We start from the raw sequence: 15,984 nt of genomic DNA on the forward strand, positions 1-15,984 counted from the left end.
GAAAGGGGTATATCTTCGCCATAAAGATGCATTTAAAATACATCTTATATTATTGATGACGAGGTAACTGCTATGGCCTTCCGCGACCAACCATTAGGCGAGCTGGCGCTCTCCATCCCACGCGCATCCGCGCTTTTCCGTAAATATGATATGGATTACTGCTGCGGCGGTAAGCAAACGCTCGCTCGTGCGGCTGGCCGGAAAGAGCTGGACGTTGCGGTGATTGAAGCAGAGCTTGCGAAGCTGGCAGAAGAGCCGGTTGAGAAAGATTGGCGCGTGGCCCCGCTGGCGGAGATCATCGACCATATCGTGGTGCGTTATCATGACCGTCACCGCGAGCAACTGCCGGAGTTGATTCTGCAGGCGACCAAAGTCGAACGCGTTCACGCTGACAAACCGAACGTTCCTAAAGGTCTGGCGAAATACCTGACCATGCTGCACCAGGAACTGTCCAGCCACATGATGAAAGAGGAGCAGATCCTGTTCCCGATGATCAAGCAAGGTATGGGCAGCCAGGCAATGGGGCCAATCAGCGTGATGGAAAGCGAGCACGATGAAGCGGGAGAACTGCTGGAAGTGATTAAGCACACCACCCAAAACGTCACTATTCCACCGGAAGCCTGCACCACCTGGAAAGCGATGTACAACGGCATTAATGAAATGATTGACGATCTGATGGAGCACATCAGCCTCGAAAATAACGTCCTGTTCCCACGCGCGCTCGCCGGGGAATAAGTTCGCTGTCCGCCTCCTGACTGGAGGCGGATTTTTTTACAGTAGCCCTTTCTGGCGGAACGTTTCCCGCGTGGCTACGTTGAGATCCATGCTCGCTAACGCTTCAGGTTTGACCCAGGCAATCTCCTGAAACTCTTCATTAAAGGTCACATCACGATTGGCACTTACGCAGTCGAAGATGAGATAAATCATATAGATCTGTTCCGTCGTTCCATCCGCATAAGTTTTCACCCGCACATCGTCGCGAAAAGCCCACGGCTTCACTTCGGTAATATTCAGCGCATCGCCTAGCTCTTCACTGATTTCACGTCGCAGCGCCTGCTCCATGGTTTCGCCGGGTTCCATACCGCCGCCGGACAGCGCCCATTGGCCAGGGAAGACGCCACGATCGTCAGCCATTTTGCACAGCAGGTATTCGCCCTTGTTCTGAATTACCGGGCAGACAATTGTTCTCTGACGCATTTCATCTCCAGATGCTTTCAGGTGTGGCGGGGAAACTAGCACGTTGGCCGGTGGGGTTCTACGAGACGGGACGCAAAAATAAATAAAGCGCCCCGAGGGACGCTTTATCGAGCATGCGAAAGAACGCTTACTTAGCCTGCTGATTCTTACGCAGGAACATCCAGCCCAGCCCCAGCACGATGAACCAAATTGGCGTCACCATCAGCGCTTCGCGGGTATCGGCTTCCAGCGTCAGCAGCACCAGTACGAAGGCAAAGAACGCCATGCAAACCCAGCACATCACTTTGCCCCAAGGCATTTTGTACTTGGAAGACTCGTGCAGATGCGGGCGCTTCTTACGGTATACCAGGTAAGAGCACAGGATAATCGTCCAGACGAACATAAACAGAATCGCCGACACGGTGGTTATCATGGTAAACGCGGCAATCACGCTTGGGTTCACCATCAGCATCACCACGCCACCCAACAGACAGATACAGGAGAAGGTCAGGCCTTTCGCTGGAACGGCACGTTTGGAGAGTTTGGCAAACAGGCTCGGCGCGACGCCATCCTGTGCCAGACCGAACAACATACGGCTGGTAGAGAACACGCCGCTGTTGGCGGATGAGGTCGCAGAGGTCAGCACCACGAAGTTGATGATGCTGGCTGCGGCCGGCAGGCCAACCAGCATAAACAGCTCAACGAACGGGCTCTTATCCGGGACCACCGAGCTCCACGGTGTTACCGCCATAATGACGATCAGCGCGAAGACGTAGAACATAATGATACGAATCGGAATTGAGTTAATCGCGCGCGGCAGTGATTTCTCCGGGTCCTTGGTTTCAGCGGCAGTGGTACCCACCAGCTCAATCCCAACGAAGGCGAAGACTGCTATCTGGAAACCAGCGAAGAAACCGCTAATACCTTTCGGGAACCAGCCGCCGTCATTCCACAGGTGCGCGAACGACGCCTCAACACCGGTCGGGGATTTAAAGTGCATCAGCACCATCACCAGACCGACAATAATCAGCGCCACGATGGCGACGATTTTGATCATCGCAAACCAGAACTCCATCTCACCAAACATCTTCACGGTGGCGAGGTTCAGGCTCAGCAGCAGGATAACCACCGCCAGTGAGGCAACCCAGTCAGAGAGTCCGGGGAACCAGAACTGGGCGTAGGCGGTAATCGCCACCACGTCGGCCATCCCGGTAACGACCCAGCAGAACCAGTAGGTCCAGCCGGTGAAATAGCCCGCCCACGGGCCAAGAAGATCGGCGGCAAAGTCGCTGAACGACTTATATTCCAGATTGGAGAGCAGCAGCTCACCCATTGCGCGCATGACGAAGAAAAGCATAAAACCGATGATCATATAAACGAAAATGATCGATGGCCCAGCGAGACTGATAGTTTTTCCCGATCCCATAAACAGGCCTGTCCCGATGGCGCCGCCAATCGCGATAAGTTGAATATGTCGGTTAGTGAGGTTTCGCCGTAGCGATTGTTCAGTCGGCTCCTGCTCAGAGGCAGCAGCGACTTTGATCTGATCAACCATGTGATTTCATTCCTGTTGTTTCTGTCTGTGTTGTGCGGGCTCTACTGGCCCTTTATGTCGTCAAGCAAGACTATCCTATCTATAGGATGCCTCGATATTAGGTAAGAATCGGAGGGATGAATACTATGATTTAAATATAATGTTAATTTTATGTTTAAAGTGAGTGTTATATCACCTCACCTATGGGAAACAGCTCACAAAAATACACGCAACAACGGTATTTGCAAGATTAAATCCCGGGATATATCAAACTTCAGCAGTTTGTATCCTCTCCCCGAACGGAGAGAGGATAAACGTGATAGTTACAGGATTTCCAGTAACTCAACGTCGAAGACCAGGGTGCTGAATGGAGGAATAGAAGCCCCCGCACCGCGCTCACCGTAAGCCAGTTCATGAGGGATAGTCAGTTCCCATTTAGAACCAACCGGCATCAGAGTCAGTGCTTCAATCCAGCCAGGGATTACGCCGTTAACCGGGAATTCAGCTGGTTCGCCGCGTGCAACGGAGCTGTCGAATACGGTGCCATCAATCAGTTTACCGGTGTAGTGTACGCGAACGTGGTCGGTACGCGCCGGGATAGCGCCTTCGCCCTGGGTCAGAACGCGGAACTGCAGACCGGTTTCGGTGCTGTTTACGCCGTCTTTCTCACGGTTTTCTTCCAGGTATTTCACGCCATCTTCTGCCATTGAGGCAAAACGCTCGCGACGTACGGCATCCGCACGTTCGTGAATTTCACGCAGCGCACGGTGAACAACGTCTACCGGTACAGCTGGCTGTTTGCCTTCCAGCGCGTCGGCAATACCGGCAACCAGTGCTTCCGGCAGTAAACCCTGCAAACCGGACTCGCTCAGCTGCTGTCCTACCTGCAGGCCGATACCGTAGCTTGCTTGTGCTTCAATGGTGTCAAAAGTCGGGGTGGCCATCGTCTTTCCTTTCTTCGGGTATAAAGTAGCGGGCAGCATAGCAGCCACGCCGCATACGGTAAAACTTTGTGTCAGGAAAGATGACAAATTGCCGGGAAAAAGAAACAATTAATATGACCTATGGGATATGATGAAAGGGTGCTTTACCACTTTCATCAGGCAGTTAGTTGCTAGCGAAGACACGGAGCAGGAGGAGAGCCATGCCCGGGAGATTTGAAGTGAAACCTTTGCTGGAGAAGGTCTGGCACGCGCCGGATAATCTCCGCATCCTGGACCCGCTGCCGCTTGCCCATCGTCGCGGCGTGATTATCGCCGCGCTGGTCGTGGTTATCGGCTTCCTGCTGCCTTCAGCCGATGACAGCCCGCCGACGCCGGTAAGCCGTAATGCGCAGCTGGACTTCCAGTCGCAGTCGCAGTCAGCGCCACAGGCTGATACCCAGCCGCTGCATGCCCAACTGGTTACACCGTCTAACGATCTGGATCAGGTTGCGCCTGTCGAGCCTGAGCCGGTGCAGGAAGAACAGCCAACCGAACAGGCCGCGCCATCGCGTCCCCAGCAGCAACCTTACCAGGAAAGCCGTAGCAGCAACGAATGGCGCACCTACCAGGTCGAAGCGGGGAAAACCCTGGCTCAGCTGTTCCGCGATAATAACCTGCCGCCAACCGATGTTTACGCCATGGCCCAGGTTGAAGGTGCGGGCAAACCGCTCAGTACGCTGAAGAACGGGCAGAAGGTGCAGATTCGCAAGAACGCCAATGGCGTAGTGACCGGGTTAACCATTGAGTCCGATAACGGACAGGTGCTGTTTACCCGTCAGGCCGACGGAAGTTTTATTCGCGCACGTTAAGTCATAAAGCTGGATGGTGGGGTTCCCCCATCCAGCATCGTCCAGTCGCCCAAAACCGGGCTACCGTTTCACCTTATTCACCCACCAAATCCCCGAGCACACCAGCACCAACGCCAGCGCATATTTCCATTCGAAAATGTTTTCGCCGAGGAAGATAGCCGACAGCACCGATCCCGAGACGGGGATCAGGAAGTTAAACGGCGCAATCATTCCCACCCGGTTATATTTGAGCAAAATACTCCACAGGGCAAAGGCCACTGAGGAGAGTAGCGTTAAATAGCCAAGAATAGCCACCGAGGAGAGACCGTGGAAGGTTAGCGTGCCGCCGCTGAGATACCCCCCTACAACTAACGCTAAGCCCCCCAGCGCCAGCTGGTAGCCTGTCATCACCGTTGGGTCGACCGTCTGCGAGATACGTTTTCCGTACAGCGAAGCCGCGGACAGAATAAAGGCCGCCAGAACCACCGAGCCATCACCCAGCAGGCTAAAGCTAAAGTCCAGCAGACCGCTGTTAAAGTTGACCACCATCACCCCGGCAAAGCCGAGAATGCAGCCCAGCGTTTTGTTATAGCTGAGTCTGTCGTTCTGGTAGATAAAGTGCGCCAGCAGCACGCTAAAGAAGGTGCCGGTGGCATTCATAATCGACCCTTTTACCCCGGTGGTGAAGGCAAGGCCAATATAGAAGAAAATATACTGCAGCGAGGTTTGCGTCAGCCCCAACAGCGTAAGCTGGCCGAACTGACGCGGGCTGAGCCGGGCAATGGGTTTTCGTTGCAACATCGCCAACAGCAAAAGCAGCAGCCCGGCGAACAGGAAGCGGTAGCCGGCAAAAACGACTTTAGATGGAATGTCGTCGGCGGCAATCTGGAACAGCTCGTACCCGCTCTTGATAGCCGGATAGGCGCTTCCCCATAACAGACAGCAGAAGGCGGCAGAGAGGTACACGATATTCTTGCGGGAAAATAGCGAATGCTGGCGGAGAGGGTCCATTCTTTCACCAAAAATTAAAATAATGTTTTATTTTTTGATTATCGCCAAAAGGATGAAAGATAGCCAGATGAAAAGTGCGGGGTTTTAAAAAGCAAAACGCCGGCACAAGGCCGGCGGTTTGTTGTTACCAAAACGTGGGTTGCAGATTACTCAGCAACAACGTTGATGATAACTTTAGCGAATACTTCGCTGTGAACCTGGAAGTCCACTTCGTGCTCGCCAACAGTACGCAGAACGCCGTTCGGCAGACGAACTTCGCTCTTAGCAACTTTAACGCCTGCTGCAGTAACTGCATCAGCGATGTCGCGAGTACCGATGGAACCGAACAGTTTACCTTCGTCGCCTGCTTTAGACGCGATGGTTACTGATTCCAGTGCGCTGATCTGTGCAGCGCGAGCTTCTGCAGCACCCAGAACGTCAGCCAGTTTAGCTTCCAGTTCTGCACGGCGTGCTTCGAAGAATTCAACGTTTTTCTTGGTAGCAGGAACAGCTTTGCCCTGTGGTACCAGGAAGTTACGAGCGTAGCCCGCTTTAACGTTAACCTGATCACCCAGGCTGCCCAGGTTTGCTACTTTATCAAGCAGAATAACTTGCATTACCTTATCCTCTTAAAGTCGTTAATAGACGGCGGCCAATTACTGATGACGATCAGTGTATGGCAGCAGGGACAGGTAGCGAGCGCGCTTGATGCAGCGAGCCAGCTGACGCTGGTATTTTGCACGAGTACCGGTAATACGGCTCGGGACAATTTTACCGCTTTCGGTAATGTAGTTTTTCAACGTTGCGATGTCTTTGTAATCGATCTCAACAACGCCTTCCGCGGTGAAACGGCAGAACTTGCGACGACGGAAATAACGTGCCATATGGCTAGTCTCCAGAATCTATCAATTCAATCTGCTCGGCATGCAGAACCATTTTGCTCAGGCCATTCTTTGCTTTGTGGCAACAGATAAAACCCTGAACGATAACTGCACTGCCGACCGTTATACTGTGAGTAATAGCTTGGTTCTCTTGCCCGCTAACAATAACTGGCATTTGACACCACGCCTGCCGGTGGAAACCGGCTTCCTCCTGCACAGAACGATGCTCAAGCACGAACTGGCAATGAGGAATTCCTGATGGGCTGACCTTACGAAGCGGCGTCCTGCACACTGTGCCGGATAACACCAGACGGTTGGTCATCAGAAATTACTCTTCAGAATCCCCAGCTTCAGCATCATCAGAGGTTTCGTTTGCGAAATCATCGCGACGTTCACGACGCTCGTCTTTCGCTTTAACCATTGGAGATGCTTCGGTAACAGCGTGCTTAGTACGCATTACCATGCTACGGATAACGGCATCGTTGAAGCGGAAGTTTGTTTCCAGCTCATCGATAACTTCCTGCGGTGCTTCAACGTTCAGCAGAACGTAGTGAGCTTTGTGCAGTTTGTTGATCGGGTAAGCCAGCTGACGGCGGCCCCAGTCTTCCAGACGGTGGATCGTGCCTTCTGCTGCAGTGATTGCACCAGTGTAGCGTTCGATCATACCCGGAACCTGTTCGCTCTGGTCAGGATGGACCATAAAAACGATTTCGTAATGACGCATCGAATTGCTCCTTACGGATTATTCAGCCTCCTGTCTGGGTCAGCCGAGGCCCATGGAGGCAAGGAACGTGTTAAAGGTCGGCTGAAAAATGACGCGTCATAATACTTGCCCCCCCCTGGAAACTCAAGCTGATTGCGCAAATAATTCGCACAAAGCGTAAAGCCTGCCTAAGTCAGTGATTTAAAATTAAACAGCTGCGGATCTGGTAATTTTTTGAACAACTCAATCAGAAATGGTCTCGGTGGAGTTGTCGTGGAAGGATTACACTTAAGTCAGAAGTCATTCACATTACCACAGCCAGAGGAGAACCTTGCGTTAACGTCAGGACTGTCAGTAAGGAGTAGGGTATGAAAAACATCATTATTGCCGTTATGGCTGCGCTACTGGTTAGCGTCAGCGCACAGGCCGCCATTAAGATTGATGGCCGTCAGGCACGTAACATGGACGATGTGCAGAGCCTGGGAGTTATCTATATCAATCATAATATCGCCACTGAGCAAGAGGCCGATCGGGCGCTCAGTCAGGAGAGCGATGCACAGGGGGCGAAATACTACCAGCCTATCCTGATGCATGAACCGGGAAGCGATGGATTAATCCACGCCAGCGCGGCTATTTATCGCTGATACCCGGCCTTAGCCCTTCGCCCCCGCCCGGGGGCGAAGTATAAAAACCACAAAACCCGACCGAGAGAGTACCGGTGATTCGCCGCTAAAGGTGCTGCTGGAAAAATGCTACCGTGCTGGACAGTGCTTCTGGCGTAATACGGTGACGAACCCCCGACTGCCAGATGCAGGTTAAGCGTTCATCCAACTGCGCATCGCGCAGCGCCTGCTGTAAACGGAACGTCTCACCCGCAGGCACCACATCATCTTCTTCGCCGTGCCACAGCAGCAGCGGACGGTCAGCCAGCCGCGCCAACTGATGGCCAATATCCCATTTTGCCAACGGTGCCAGCAGTCGTTCGCGCTCCAACGGCGTGGCGGCAGACGGCGGAAACAGCGTGTGGGAGAGTGAAGTAAAGTAGCCTGAGCCCATCAGGCTTGCCACGCATTTCAGCTCCGGATGTTGCGCCATCAGCCCCAGCGCGGTCATACCGCCCATTGACGCGCCGGCAACCGCCAACCGTCCATCGCTCACCAGTGAACTCGCTATCAGCGCATCCCGTAGCGCCGGAAACTCGGTGAAATTCTGCACCAGAATTTGCCAGAAATGCTGCATCCGCCCTTCGCTATCGCCGGTAAAGCGCTCACCGTGATCGGCAGCGCTTGGCATAATGACCCGCAACCCCGCCTGCGCTAATGCCACCGCAAAATAGCTGTAAACAACGTTTGAGGAGGTAAAACCGTGATAAAAAACTACGCTGGGCAGCGCTTTTTCCGCGTATCCTTTGGGATAAGCATGCAGAATTTGTTGTCCTGCCAGGGTGCGCATTTCCAGTTCGATCATGGGCAAACTCCTTTAGCGATGCTTATATGGCATACAAAAATTGATGCACTAATATGACAACCATACCCCTGATTTATAACATTGAGAACCCGGTTACGGTTTCGTGGTATTTTCATTCGAAAATAGCGCTATGGTTAACAAATCAGGAACATTAACCCAAAAGGGAAATTTTTCCCCACTACACTATGGCTATCAGGAAACGGGAAATGGCGATAAAACGGTTTATCCCTATGTTGTTGGCGCTCACGCTGAGCGGTTGCACCCTGCTGGAAGGTACGCCAGAAGCACCGCCAGCAGCAACCGACCACCCGCAGGAGATTCGCCGCAACCAAACGGAAGGTTTGCAGCGCATGGGTACAGTCAGCGCGCTGGTGTATGGCTCGCCAATGGACGTTGAAGAGACGATCAGGGCAAAAGCCACCGCGCAGAAAGCGGACTACTATGTGGTCGTTATGATTGATGACACGGTAGTGCCGGGACAGTGGTACTCACAGGCCATTCTTTACCGTAAGTAACCTTTATTAGCTTTACGTAGGTTTGCACCGTTTCACGTTTCCTTGATGCACAATGGCGCCAGGTCTGAATACAGGATAGGCGTCTGCTATGGAATGCCCCCACTGGGTCATATGAAATGGAGCTGACGATGAAACAATCATTTACCTTATCTACCCTGCTTTTGCCCGGCGGCAGGCATATCGCTGCGGCGCAATCCGCGGAATTCGCCAGCGCAGATTGTGTTACTGGGCTCAATGAGATCGGGCTGATTTCCGTCAACAACGTTACCGGTAGCCTGGAAGATGTCGAGATGGTTATCGCCCGCAAAGCGGACGAGCAGGGCGCATCCTGGTATCGTATTGTTCAGATGTATGAAGAACCGCAGCAGGATAACTGGCGTGCACAGGCGATTATCTATGCCTAATATGAGCCAATAGTGGAAGATGCGTTCATGCCGTAACGCCTCTTCCACGCCTCGCTTCTCACCTTCCTCCGCCCGTTGCCCGACCCAGCACTTCGCTAATCACCTGTTCGCTCAGCATCGCGCCACCGCGCGGATCAAGCATCATGCGACACCATGCCTGAGATACAGGCGGGGACGCATAGCGCAGCATTTGCGCACCTACGCCGAATAAATACAGCTGCCCGCTAATTTCACGCCCCTGCGCCTCAGATGGCTTGTGCAGTTTTTGTTGCAGCTGCCGCCAGTGACGATCGAAATGGCGATCCTGACCTTTGACTTCAGCATACTCATCCAGCAAAAGCGCCATCGTCTCGGGTTGCTTCGCCAATACGCGCAACACGTCGAGGCACATGATATTGCCAGAGCCTTCCCAGATACTATTGACCGGCATTTCCCGGTACAGACGCGGTAGTTCACTCTCTTCACAGTAGCCAATACCGCCCAGCACCTCCATCGCCTCCGCGACAAACGGAATCCCCGCTTTGCAAATAGCAAACTTGGCCGCGGGGGTAAACAGCCGTGCCCACAACATCTGTTGCGGTGAGTGAGGCTGCCCCCAGGCGCTGGCCAGGCGGAATATGAATGCCGTTTGTCCCTCCAGCTGTAATGCCATTCTGCCCAGAACCTGCCGCATCAGCGGGAGATCGACGAGGTTACGGCCAAATGCCTGACGCTGGAAGGCATGATACAGCGCCACGGAGAGCGCGCGGCGCGTCAGGCTATGGCTGCCCAGCGCACAGTCAAAGCGAGTCAGGCCCCCCATTTTGAGGATCTGCCGAATGCCATCGCCCTCTTCACCTATCGGCCAGCCGAGCGCCTGCTGAAACTCCACCTCGCTGCTGGCGTTGGCGCGATTACCCAGTTTATCTTTCAGCCGCTCGAGGCGAATCGCATTGCGCGTGCCGTCGGGCAAAAGACGCGGCACAAAAAAGCAGGTTAATCCGCTGCTCGCCTGGGCCAGTACCAGGTGTGCATCGCTTTGCGGTACCGAGTAAAACCATTTTTGCCCGGTGAGTTGATAGCTACCGTCGGCCAATCGCTCCGCGCGGGTACTGTTGCTCAGAACATCCGAGCCACCCTGTTTTTCGGTCATCCCCATGCCGATAAGCAACCCGCGCTTTTGCCCTCCGGCTATCTGGTGCGAATCATAGCGATCGCTTAACAGCGCCGTATGCCAGTCAGAAAATAACGGCGGCAGCGTTTTCAGCAACAGCGGGGTGGCAGCAAAGGTCATGGTTATCGGACACAGCGTCCCCGCCTCTACCTGGGCGTGTAGCATAAAGCGCGCGGCGCGGGCAACAAACGATCCGCTGCGCGCCGTCTCTTCCCAGGGAAGATTATGCACGCGGTTAGCGCACAGCCCCTGCATCAGTAGATGCCAGGCCGGGTGAAAGCGAACATCGTCCAGCCGTTGCCCCTGCGGGTCATAGCGAATCAATTCAGGAGGGTGTACGTTGGCGAGTCGCCCAAGTTCAAGAGATTCGGCGGTGCCGAGCTGTTGGCCAATACTGGCCAGCAGTTCACTATCCCAGCCCGCATCGTGGCGAGTTACCGCTTCGCACAACGCCTGGTCGGATAGGAATAAATTACTGTTATTTAATGGGTGCGGTTGATTAAAAACGGTGTGGGTTTGCCAGTCCATCTGTCTCCCTCCGTCAATAGGCAATATTTTAAGTATGGACGGCCAGGGAAGATGCACAATAAAAAAGCCACCTTTTAGGGTGGCTTAATGCGAGTTTTCGTCGGATGGTAGCGTGGCCTTATCCAACCTACGGCGCGAACCTTGTAGCTCTGATAAGCGCAGCGTCATCAGACACATCCACACAGAACGTCGGATGGCGGCGTGGCCTTATCCGACCTACGGCGAGTAACCTGTAGGTCTGATAAGCGCAGCGCCATCAGACACATCCACACAGAACGTCGGATGGCGGCGTGGCCTTATCCAACCTACGGCGCGAACCTTGTAGGTCTGATAAGCGCAGCGTCATCAGACACATCTGCACAGAACGTCGGATGGCGGCGTGGCCTTATCCGACCTACGGCGCGAACCTTGTAGCTCTGATAAGCGCAGCGCCATCAGGTGGTTAGCCGCGCTGACGTACCGCTTCAAACAAGCAAATACCGGTCGCGACTGAAACGTTCAGCGACGAAACGCTACCCGCCATTGGGATGCTGATCAGTTCATCACAGTGTTCGCGCGTCAGGCGGCGCATGCCCTCGCCTTCCGCCCCCATCACCAGCGCCATGGCACCAGTCATCTTGCTCTGGAACAGCGTATGAGTGGCTTCGCCAGCGGTACCGACAATCCATACGCTCTCTTCCTGGAGCATACGCATGGTACGCGCGAGGTTGGTCACGCGGATCAGCGGAACGTTCTCCGCCGCACCACAGGCGACTTTTTTCGCCGTCGCGTTCAGTTGCGCCGAGCGATCTCTCGGCACGATAACCGCATGCACGCCGGCGGCGTCTGCGCTACGCAGGCAAGCACCGAGGTTGTGTGGATCGGTGACGCCGTCGAGGATCAGCAGGAACGGTTTTTCGATGGAAGCGATCAGATCCGGCAGATCGTTTTCCTGATACTGACGACCTGGCTTCACGCGGGCGATAATTCCCTGGTGCACCGCACCTTCGCTTTTCTCATCCAGATACTGACGATTCGCCAGTTGGATAACCACGCCCTGCGCTTCCAGCGCATGGATCAGCGGCATCAGGCGCTTATCGTCGCGGCCTTTCAGAATAAAAACTTCCTGAAAACGTTCAGGTGCGCGCTCCAGCAGTGCCTGCACTGCGTGGATGCCGTAAATCATTTCACTCATTAAAGATTCTCATTTTTAAGCGGGACTGGCGATATTGGCCCATTATACCCGACAAAGACGACCATTCTCATTAGCGCTGGCTCACGCCTTACGCTTTAGAAAGTGGCCTTATCAGCTTCGGTAATTTCACGTAACACCCGGCAAGGGACGCCTACGGCGACAACATTGGGTGGAATAGATTTCGTCACCACGCTACGCTGTTGCGACCAATGGTCACTCCAGGATTAACAATCACGCCAGAACCTAGCCAGACGTTATCTTCAATCGTCACCGGCAGGGAAAACTGCTGCCCGCTGGCGCGGATCTCAGCGTCAATCGGATGCCCTGCGGTAGATATCGTCACATTCGGCGCAATCAGCACATTATTGCCAATCGTCACCGTGGCATCGTCCACTACGGTGAGATTGAAGTTGGCATAGAAATTATCGCCAATATGCGTGTGGCTACCATAGGCCACCCGTACCGGCGGTTCAATCCAGCCGTTGCTGCCAAAGCTGCCGAACAGCTTGGGCAACAGCGCCCGTCGGCGAGCCTCTTCCGACGGGCGCGTCATGTTGTAATCATAAGCCAGCTCTTTCCCGGCACAACGTTCTTCCGGTAACCCCTCACAGTGGTCGGTATACAGCATTCCCAGATTCATCTTTTCCCTGACGGACATGCTTTATCTCCCTTCATGTGAACGGTTAGCTGGCTCAATCATTACTCAGCGACGTTTTTCTTCGCCGCACGTTTTGCTTTAGTGGCTGCCGCAATTTTCTGCGTTTTCGCCGATGGCTTTTTGGCTTTCCGCGCGTCTTTCTTCGCCGCTTTCGGCTTCTGCTTTTTCTCGCCACGGAAAGCGCTGTCCGGTTCGAAATTCACTTTCTTGCCCGCCTGACGACGACGGCCATTGCTCTTCCCGGCCGGTGCTTTTTTCGCTTTCTCACGCTCGGTCTTACCGACGTTACGTGGCCCGCGCTCGCTGGAGATCAGCGAGAAGTCAATTTTACGCTCTTCCATGTTGACCGCTTCCACACGTACTTCAACGCGGTCGCCCAGACGGTAGGTCTGGCCGCCGGATTCGCCGATCAGGCGCTGGCCAATCTGGTCAAAACGATAATAGTCGTTATCCAGCGAAGAGACGTGTACCAGGCCGTCAATGAACAGCTCGTCCAGACGGACAAAGAAGCCAAAACCGGTAACGCTGGCGATAACACCTTTAAAGACATTGCCCACCTGGTCCTGCATAAAGTCGCATTTCAGCCAGTCGGCGACGTTGCGCGTCGCTTCATCAGCGCGGCGTTCGGTCATCGAACAGTGCTGACCCAGCTGCAGCATCTCTTCCAGTGAATAGTGGTAGCCGCCGGTTTCAGTGCTGTTGCCTTTATGGCCCTGTTCTTTCGCCAGCAGATACTTAATGGCGCGGTGCAGCGACAGGTCAGGATAGCGGCGAATTGGCGAAGTGAAGTGCGCATAAGACTGCAGCGCCAGGCCGAAGTGACCCCGGTTTTCCGGATCGTAAATCGCCTGTTTCATCGAACGCAGCAGCATGGTTTGCAGCATTTCGGCGTCTGGTCTGTCAGCCACCGATTCCAGCAGTTCAGCATAGTCGCGCGGCTCAGGCTTATTGCCGCCCGGCAGTTCCAGACCCAGTTCAGACAGCACCGAACGGAAGGCGGTAATCGCTTCGGTCGTCGGCTTGTCGTGAATACGGAACAGCGCGGGTTCGTTGGCTTTCTCAACGAAACGTGCCGCCGAGATATTCGCCAGGATCATGCACTCTTCAATCAGTTTGTGCGCATCATTACGTTGGGTCTGTTCGATACGCTCAATGCGGCGATCGGCGTTAAAGATAAACTTCGCTTCTTCGCTTTCAAACGAGATCCCGCCGCGCTCGGCGCGCGCCTGATCCAGCACCTTGTAAAGGTTGTGCAGCTCTTCAATATGTTTAACCAGCGGCGCGTACTGTTCACGCAGTTCCTGGTCGCCCTGCAGCATGTGCCAGACCTTGGTGTAGGTCAGACGCGCATGCGAGCTCATCACCGCTTCGTAGAATTTGAAGCCGGTTAAGCGCCCTTTGGTCGAGACGGTCATTTCGCAAACCATACACAGGCGGTCAACCTGCGGGTTCAGCGAGCACAATCCGTTAGAGAGTACTTCCGGCAGCATAGGAACAACCTGCGTTGGGAAGTATACGGAAGTACCGCGGTTGCGGGCTTCACCATCCAGCGGTGTCGGCGGACGTACATAGTAGCTCACGTCTGCAATAGCGACCCACAGGCGCCAGCCGCCGCCACGTTTCTTCTCGCAGTAGACCGCATCATCGAAGTCACGAGCATCTTCGCCATCGATAGTCACCAGCGGCAAATCACGCAGGTCAACGCGGCCGATTTTCGCTTCTTCCGGCACCTGCTCTTTGAGCCCTGCCACCTGCGCTTCAACCGCTGGCGGCCAGACGTGAGGGATTTCATGAGTGCGCAGCGCCATCTCAACGGCCATGCCGGTACCCATATTTTCGCCCAGGACTTCAACGATTTTACCGATAGCTTTCGTGCGACGGGTTGGGCGCTGGGTCAACTCGACCACCACCACAAAGCCCATGCGCGCGCCCATCACCGATTCAGGCGGGATGAGGATATCGAAGCTCAGACGGCTATCGTCCGGCACCACAAAGCCAACGCCTGCGTCGGTAAAGTAGCGACCGACAATCTGCGCATTGCGTGGTACCAGAACGCGGACGATACGCGCTTCGCGACGGCCTTTACGGTCGGCACCCAGCGGCTGTGCCAGCACTTCATCGCCGTGCATGCACATCTTCATCTGCTCGCTCGACAGATACAGGTCGTCTTTACGGCCTTCAACGCGCAGGAAGCCAAAGCCATCGCGATGGCCAATAACCATGCCTTTCAGCAGGTCGAGACGTTCCGGCAGCGCGTAGCACTGGCGGCGGGTAAAGACTAACTGCCCGTCGCGCTCCATAGCGCGCAGGCGACGGCGCAGAGCTTCAATTTGCTCTTCGCCTTCAATATTCAGCTCAACGGCCAACTCTTCACGGTTCGCCGGTTTTTCGCGTTTTGTTAAGTGTTCAAGGATGAATTCCCGGCTCGGGATAGGGTTGGCGTACTTTTCTGTTTCACGTTCCAGGAAAGGATCTTTTGACATGTCGGTTCCTCCGTCATCATCGCTGCCGGCGGTAGTAATAATTACTCCACCAGCAATAATTTATAAAGCGGTTGATTCTTATCAACCAAATCAGCCAGTGTGTAGTTATCCAGTTCCTTGAGAAAACTTTGCACGGCTTGAGAAAGTGCCTGTTTCAAACGACAGGCTGGCGTTATATGGCAAAACTCGCTGCTGCAGTTCACCAGTGTTAACGGTTCAAGCTCACGAACCACATCTCCCACACGGACATCTTTTGCCGGTTTGCCCAGCCGGATACCGCCGTTCTTGCCTCGTACCGCCATCACATATCCGGCACGACTCAGTTGGTTGATGATTTTAACCATATGGTTACGCGACACGCCGTAGACCTCGGTCACCTCCGAGATACTGGTCATCTTGCCTTCCGGCAGCGACGCCATATAAATCAGCGCGCGTAATCCATAATCGGTAAAACTTGTTAACTGCACATCAACCTCAGGGAAATGGGGAGTAAAAGAGTAAGCTTGTTGATATTAATTATATTGATGATAAACCAGCCAGCCGCTGA

At 54.2% G+C, this 15,984-nt stretch carries 18 protein-coding genes and 1 pseudogene; 5 read left to right on the top strand and 14 right to left on the bottom strand.

All coding sequences use genetic code 11. The features are described 5' to 3' along the window. Positions 1-72: 72 nt before the first annotated feature. On the top strand, positions 73-735 hold the full coding sequence (gene ytfE / locus ABOC97_RS12445; protein WP_349597951.1) for an iron-sulfur cluster repair protein YtfE: 663 nt from the start codon (positions 73-75) through the stop codon (positions 733-735). 36 nt (positions 736-771) lie between these two features. Here ytfE and nudI read toward each other — a convergent pair whose 3' ends face one another. The 3 genes from nudI to fklB all read right to left on the bottom strand — a co-directional run bounded on the left by nudI (position 772) and on the right by fklB (position 3,654). Continuing rightward, on the bottom strand, positions 772-1,197 hold the full coding sequence (gene nudI, locus ABOC97_RS12450; RefSeq protein ID WP_349597954.1) for a nucleoside triphosphatase NudI: 426 nt from the start codon (positions 1,195-1,197) through the stop codon (positions 772-774). Between the two features lie 127 nt (positions 1,198-1,324). After that, positions 1,325-2,731: a D-serine/D-alanine/glycine transporter gene (cycA, locus tag ABOC97_RS12455; RefSeq protein ID WP_349597957.1), complete on the bottom strand. Its 1,407-nt coding sequence runs from the start codon at positions 2,729-2,731 to the stop codon at positions 1,325-1,327. A gap of 302 nt (positions 2,732-3,033) precedes the next feature. Then, on the bottom strand, positions 3,034-3,654 hold the full coding sequence (gene fklB, locus ABOC97_RS12460) for an FKBP-type peptidyl-prolyl cis-trans isomerase (protein ID WP_062776071.1): 621 nt from the start codon (positions 3,652-3,654) through the stop codon (positions 3,034-3,036). 200 nt (positions 3,655-3,854) lie between these two features. On the opposite strand from fklB, the gene ABOC97_RS12465 reads away from it, so the two are divergent. Further along, on the top strand, positions 3,855-4,502 hold the full coding sequence (locus tag ABOC97_RS12465) for an OapA family protein (RefSeq protein WP_349597960.1): 648 nt from the start codon (positions 3,855-3,857) through the stop codon (positions 4,500-4,502). A gap of 60 nt (positions 4,503-4,562) precedes the next feature. Here ABOC97_RS12465 and ABOC97_RS12470 read toward each other — a convergent pair whose 3' ends face one another. The 5 genes from ABOC97_RS12470 to rpsF form a co-directional block, all read right to left on the bottom strand. Further along, complete coding sequence (locus ABOC97_RS12470; protein ID WP_349597963.1) at positions 4,563-5,492, bottom strand: DMT family transporter; 930 nt, start codon at positions 5,490-5,492, stop codon at positions 4,563-4,565. A gap of 146 nt (positions 5,493-5,638) precedes the next feature. Then, the gene (rplI, locus tag ABOC97_RS12475; protein ID WP_052283253.1) at positions 5,639-6,088 is read right to left on the bottom strand and encodes a 50S ribosomal protein L9; all 450 of its coding nucleotides are present in this window, start codon (positions 6,086-6,088) and stop codon (positions 5,639-5,641) included. A 39-nt stretch (positions 6,089-6,127) separates the two neighbouring features. Then, positions 6,128-6,355, bottom strand: coding sequence for a 30S ribosomal protein S18 (gene rpsR, locus ABOC97_RS12480; protein WP_002210155.1), 228 nt, complete (start codon positions 6,353-6,355; stop codon positions 6,128-6,130). Positions 6,356-6,359: 4 nt separating this feature from the next. After that, positions 6,360-6,674 carry a primosomal replication protein N gene (priB, locus tag ABOC97_RS12485; protein WP_061284238.1) on the bottom strand — a complete coding sequence of 105 codons (315 nt, stop codon included), beginning with the start codon at positions 6,672-6,674 and terminating at the stop codon, positions 6,360-6,362. Positions 6,675-6,680: 6 nt separating this feature from the next. Continuing rightward, on the bottom strand, positions 6,681-7,076 hold the full coding sequence (gene rpsF, locus ABOC97_RS12490; protein ID WP_035893279.1) for a 30S ribosomal protein S6: 396 nt from the start codon (positions 7,074-7,076) through the stop codon (positions 6,681-6,683). 347 nt (positions 7,077-7,423) lie between these two features. Here rpsF and ABOC97_RS12495 point away from each other — a divergent pair, with 347 nt between their 5' ends. Further along, the gene (locus tag ABOC97_RS12495; protein WP_349597993.1) at positions 7,424-7,699 is read left to right on the top strand and encodes a YdgH/BhsA/McbA family protein; all 276 of its coding nucleotides are present in this window, start codon (positions 7,424-7,426) and stop codon (positions 7,697-7,699) included. 85 nt (positions 7,700-7,784) lie between these two features. Here ABOC97_RS12495 and yjfP read toward each other — a convergent pair whose 3' ends face one another. Then, entirely contained in the window at positions 7,785-8,522 is a 738-nt protein-coding gene (gene yjfP / locus ABOC97_RS12500; RefSeq protein WP_349597996.1) for an esterase, read from the bottom strand. A gap of 206 nt (positions 8,523-8,728) precedes the next feature. Between yjfP and bsmA the strand changes: the two genes are divergently transcribed. Next, on the top strand, positions 8,729-9,037 hold the full coding sequence (gene bsmA, locus ABOC97_RS12505; RefSeq protein ID WP_234503271.1) for a biofilm peroxide resistance protein BsmA: 309 nt from the start codon (positions 8,729-8,731) through the stop codon (positions 9,035-9,037). 116 nt (positions 9,038-9,153) lie between these two features. After that, the gene (gene yjfN, locus ABOC97_RS12510) at positions 9,154-9,441 is read left to right on the top strand and encodes a DUF1471 family protease activator YjfN (RefSeq protein WP_320673449.1); all 288 of its coding nucleotides are present in this window, start codon (positions 9,154-9,156) and stop codon (positions 9,439-9,441) included. A 58-nt stretch (positions 9,442-9,499) separates the two neighbouring features. Here yjfN and ABOC97_RS12515 read toward each other — a convergent pair whose 3' ends face one another. From ABOC97_RS12515 to nsrR, 5 genes and pseudogenes are all read right to left on the bottom strand, one after another. Then, a complete protein-coding gene (locus ABOC97_RS12515; RefSeq protein WP_349598000.1) occupies positions 9,500-11,122 on the bottom strand; it encodes an isovaleryl-CoA dehydrogenase in 1,623 nt (540 codons plus the stop codon). A gap of 442 nt (positions 11,123-11,564) precedes the next feature. After that, entirely contained in the window at positions 11,565-12,296 is a 732-nt protein-coding gene (gene rlmB / locus ABOC97_RS12520; RefSeq protein ID WP_234503275.1) for a 23S rRNA (guanosine(2251)-2'-O)-methyltransferase RlmB, read from the bottom strand. A gap of 95 nt (positions 12,297-12,391) precedes the next feature. Continuing rightward, positions 12,392-12,954, bottom strand: a pseudogene (locus ABOC97_RS12525) (maltose acetyltransferase domain-containing protein). Between the two features lie 41 nt (positions 12,955-12,995). Further along, entirely contained in the window at positions 12,996-15,437 is a 2,442-nt protein-coding gene (gene rnr / locus ABOC97_RS12530) for a ribonuclease R (protein WP_349598004.1), read from the bottom strand. A 41-nt stretch (positions 15,438-15,478) separates the two neighbouring features. Next, positions 15,479-15,904: a nitric oxide-sensing transcriptional repressor NsrR gene (gene nsrR / locus ABOC97_RS12535; RefSeq protein ID WP_234503279.1), complete on the bottom strand. Its 426-nt coding sequence runs from the start codon at positions 15,902-15,904 to the stop codon at positions 15,479-15,481. Between the last annotated feature and the right edge of the window lie 80 nt (positions 15,905-15,984).

Origin of the sequence: Kluyvera huaxiensis, from assembly GCF_040149365.1 — a bacterium.
Classification (GTDB): domain Bacteria; phylum Pseudomonadota; class Gammaproteobacteria; order Enterobacterales; family Enterobacteriaceae; genus Kluyvera; species Kluyvera intermedia_A.

Excerpts from the sequence above, each read along its gene's own strand:
- ytfE (WP_349597951.1), top strand. The coding sequence starts at position 73 with ATGGCCTTCCGCGACCAACCATTAGGCGAGCTGGCGCTCTCCATCCCA.
- nudI (WP_349597954.1), bottom strand. The coding sequence starts at position 1,197 with ATGCGTCAGAGAACAATTGTCTGCCCGGTAATTCAGAACAAGGGCGAA.
- bsmA (WP_234503271.1), top strand. The coding sequence starts at position 8,729 with ATGGCGATAAAACGGTTTATCCCTATGTTGTTGGCGCTCACGCTGAGC.
- rlmB (WP_234503275.1), bottom strand. The coding sequence starts at position 12,296 with ATGAGTGAAATGATTTACGGCATCCACGCAGTGCAGGCACTGCTGGAG.
- ABOC97_RS12495 (WP_349597993.1), top strand. The coding sequence starts at position 7,424 with ATGAAAAACATCATTATTGCCGTTATGGCTGCGCTACTGGTTAGCGTC.
- fklB (WP_062776071.1), bottom strand. The coding sequence starts at position 3,654 with ATGGCCACCCCGACTTTTGACACCATTGAAGCACAAGCAAGCTACGGT.
- rpsF (WP_035893279.1), bottom strand. The coding sequence starts at position 7,076 with ATGCGTCATTACGAAATCGTTTTTATGGTCCATCCTGACCAGAGCGAA.
- rnr (WP_349598004.1), bottom strand. The coding sequence starts at position 15,437 with ATGTCAAAAGATCCTTTCCTGGAACGTGAAACAGAAAAGTACGCCAAC.
- cycA (WP_349597957.1), bottom strand. The coding sequence starts at position 2,731 with ATGGTTGATCAGATCAAAGTCGCTGCTGCCTCTGAGCAGGAGCCGACT.
- priB (WP_061284238.1), bottom strand. The coding sequence starts at position 6,674 with ATGACCAACCGTCTGGTGTTATCCGGCACAGTGTGCAGGACGCCGCTT.
- ABOC97_RS12515 (WP_349598000.1), bottom strand. The coding sequence starts at position 11,122 with ATGGACTGGCAAACCCACACCGTTTTTAATCAACCGCACCCATTAAAT.
- yjfP (WP_349597996.1), bottom strand. The coding sequence starts at position 8,522 with ATGATCGAACTGGAAATGCGCACCCTGGCAGGACAACAAATTCTGCAT.
- yjfN (WP_320673449.1), top strand. The coding sequence starts at position 9,154 with ATGGAGCTGACGATGAAACAATCATTTACCTTATCTACCCTGCTTTTG.
- rpsR (WP_002210155.1), bottom strand. The coding sequence starts at position 6,355 with ATGGCACGTTATTTCCGTCGTCGCAAGTTCTGCCGTTTCACCGCGGAA.
- rplI (WP_052283253.1), bottom strand. The coding sequence starts at position 6,088 with ATGCAAGTTATTCTGCTTGATAAAGTAGCAAACCTGGGCAGCCTGGGT.
- ABOC97_RS12470 (WP_349597963.1), bottom strand. The coding sequence starts at position 5,492 with ATGGACCCTCTCCGCCAGCATTCGCTATTTTCCCGCAAGAATATCGTG.
- ABOC97_RS12465 (WP_349597960.1), top strand. The coding sequence starts at position 3,855 with ATGCCCGGGAGATTTGAAGTGAAACCTTTGCTGGAGAAGGTCTGGCAC.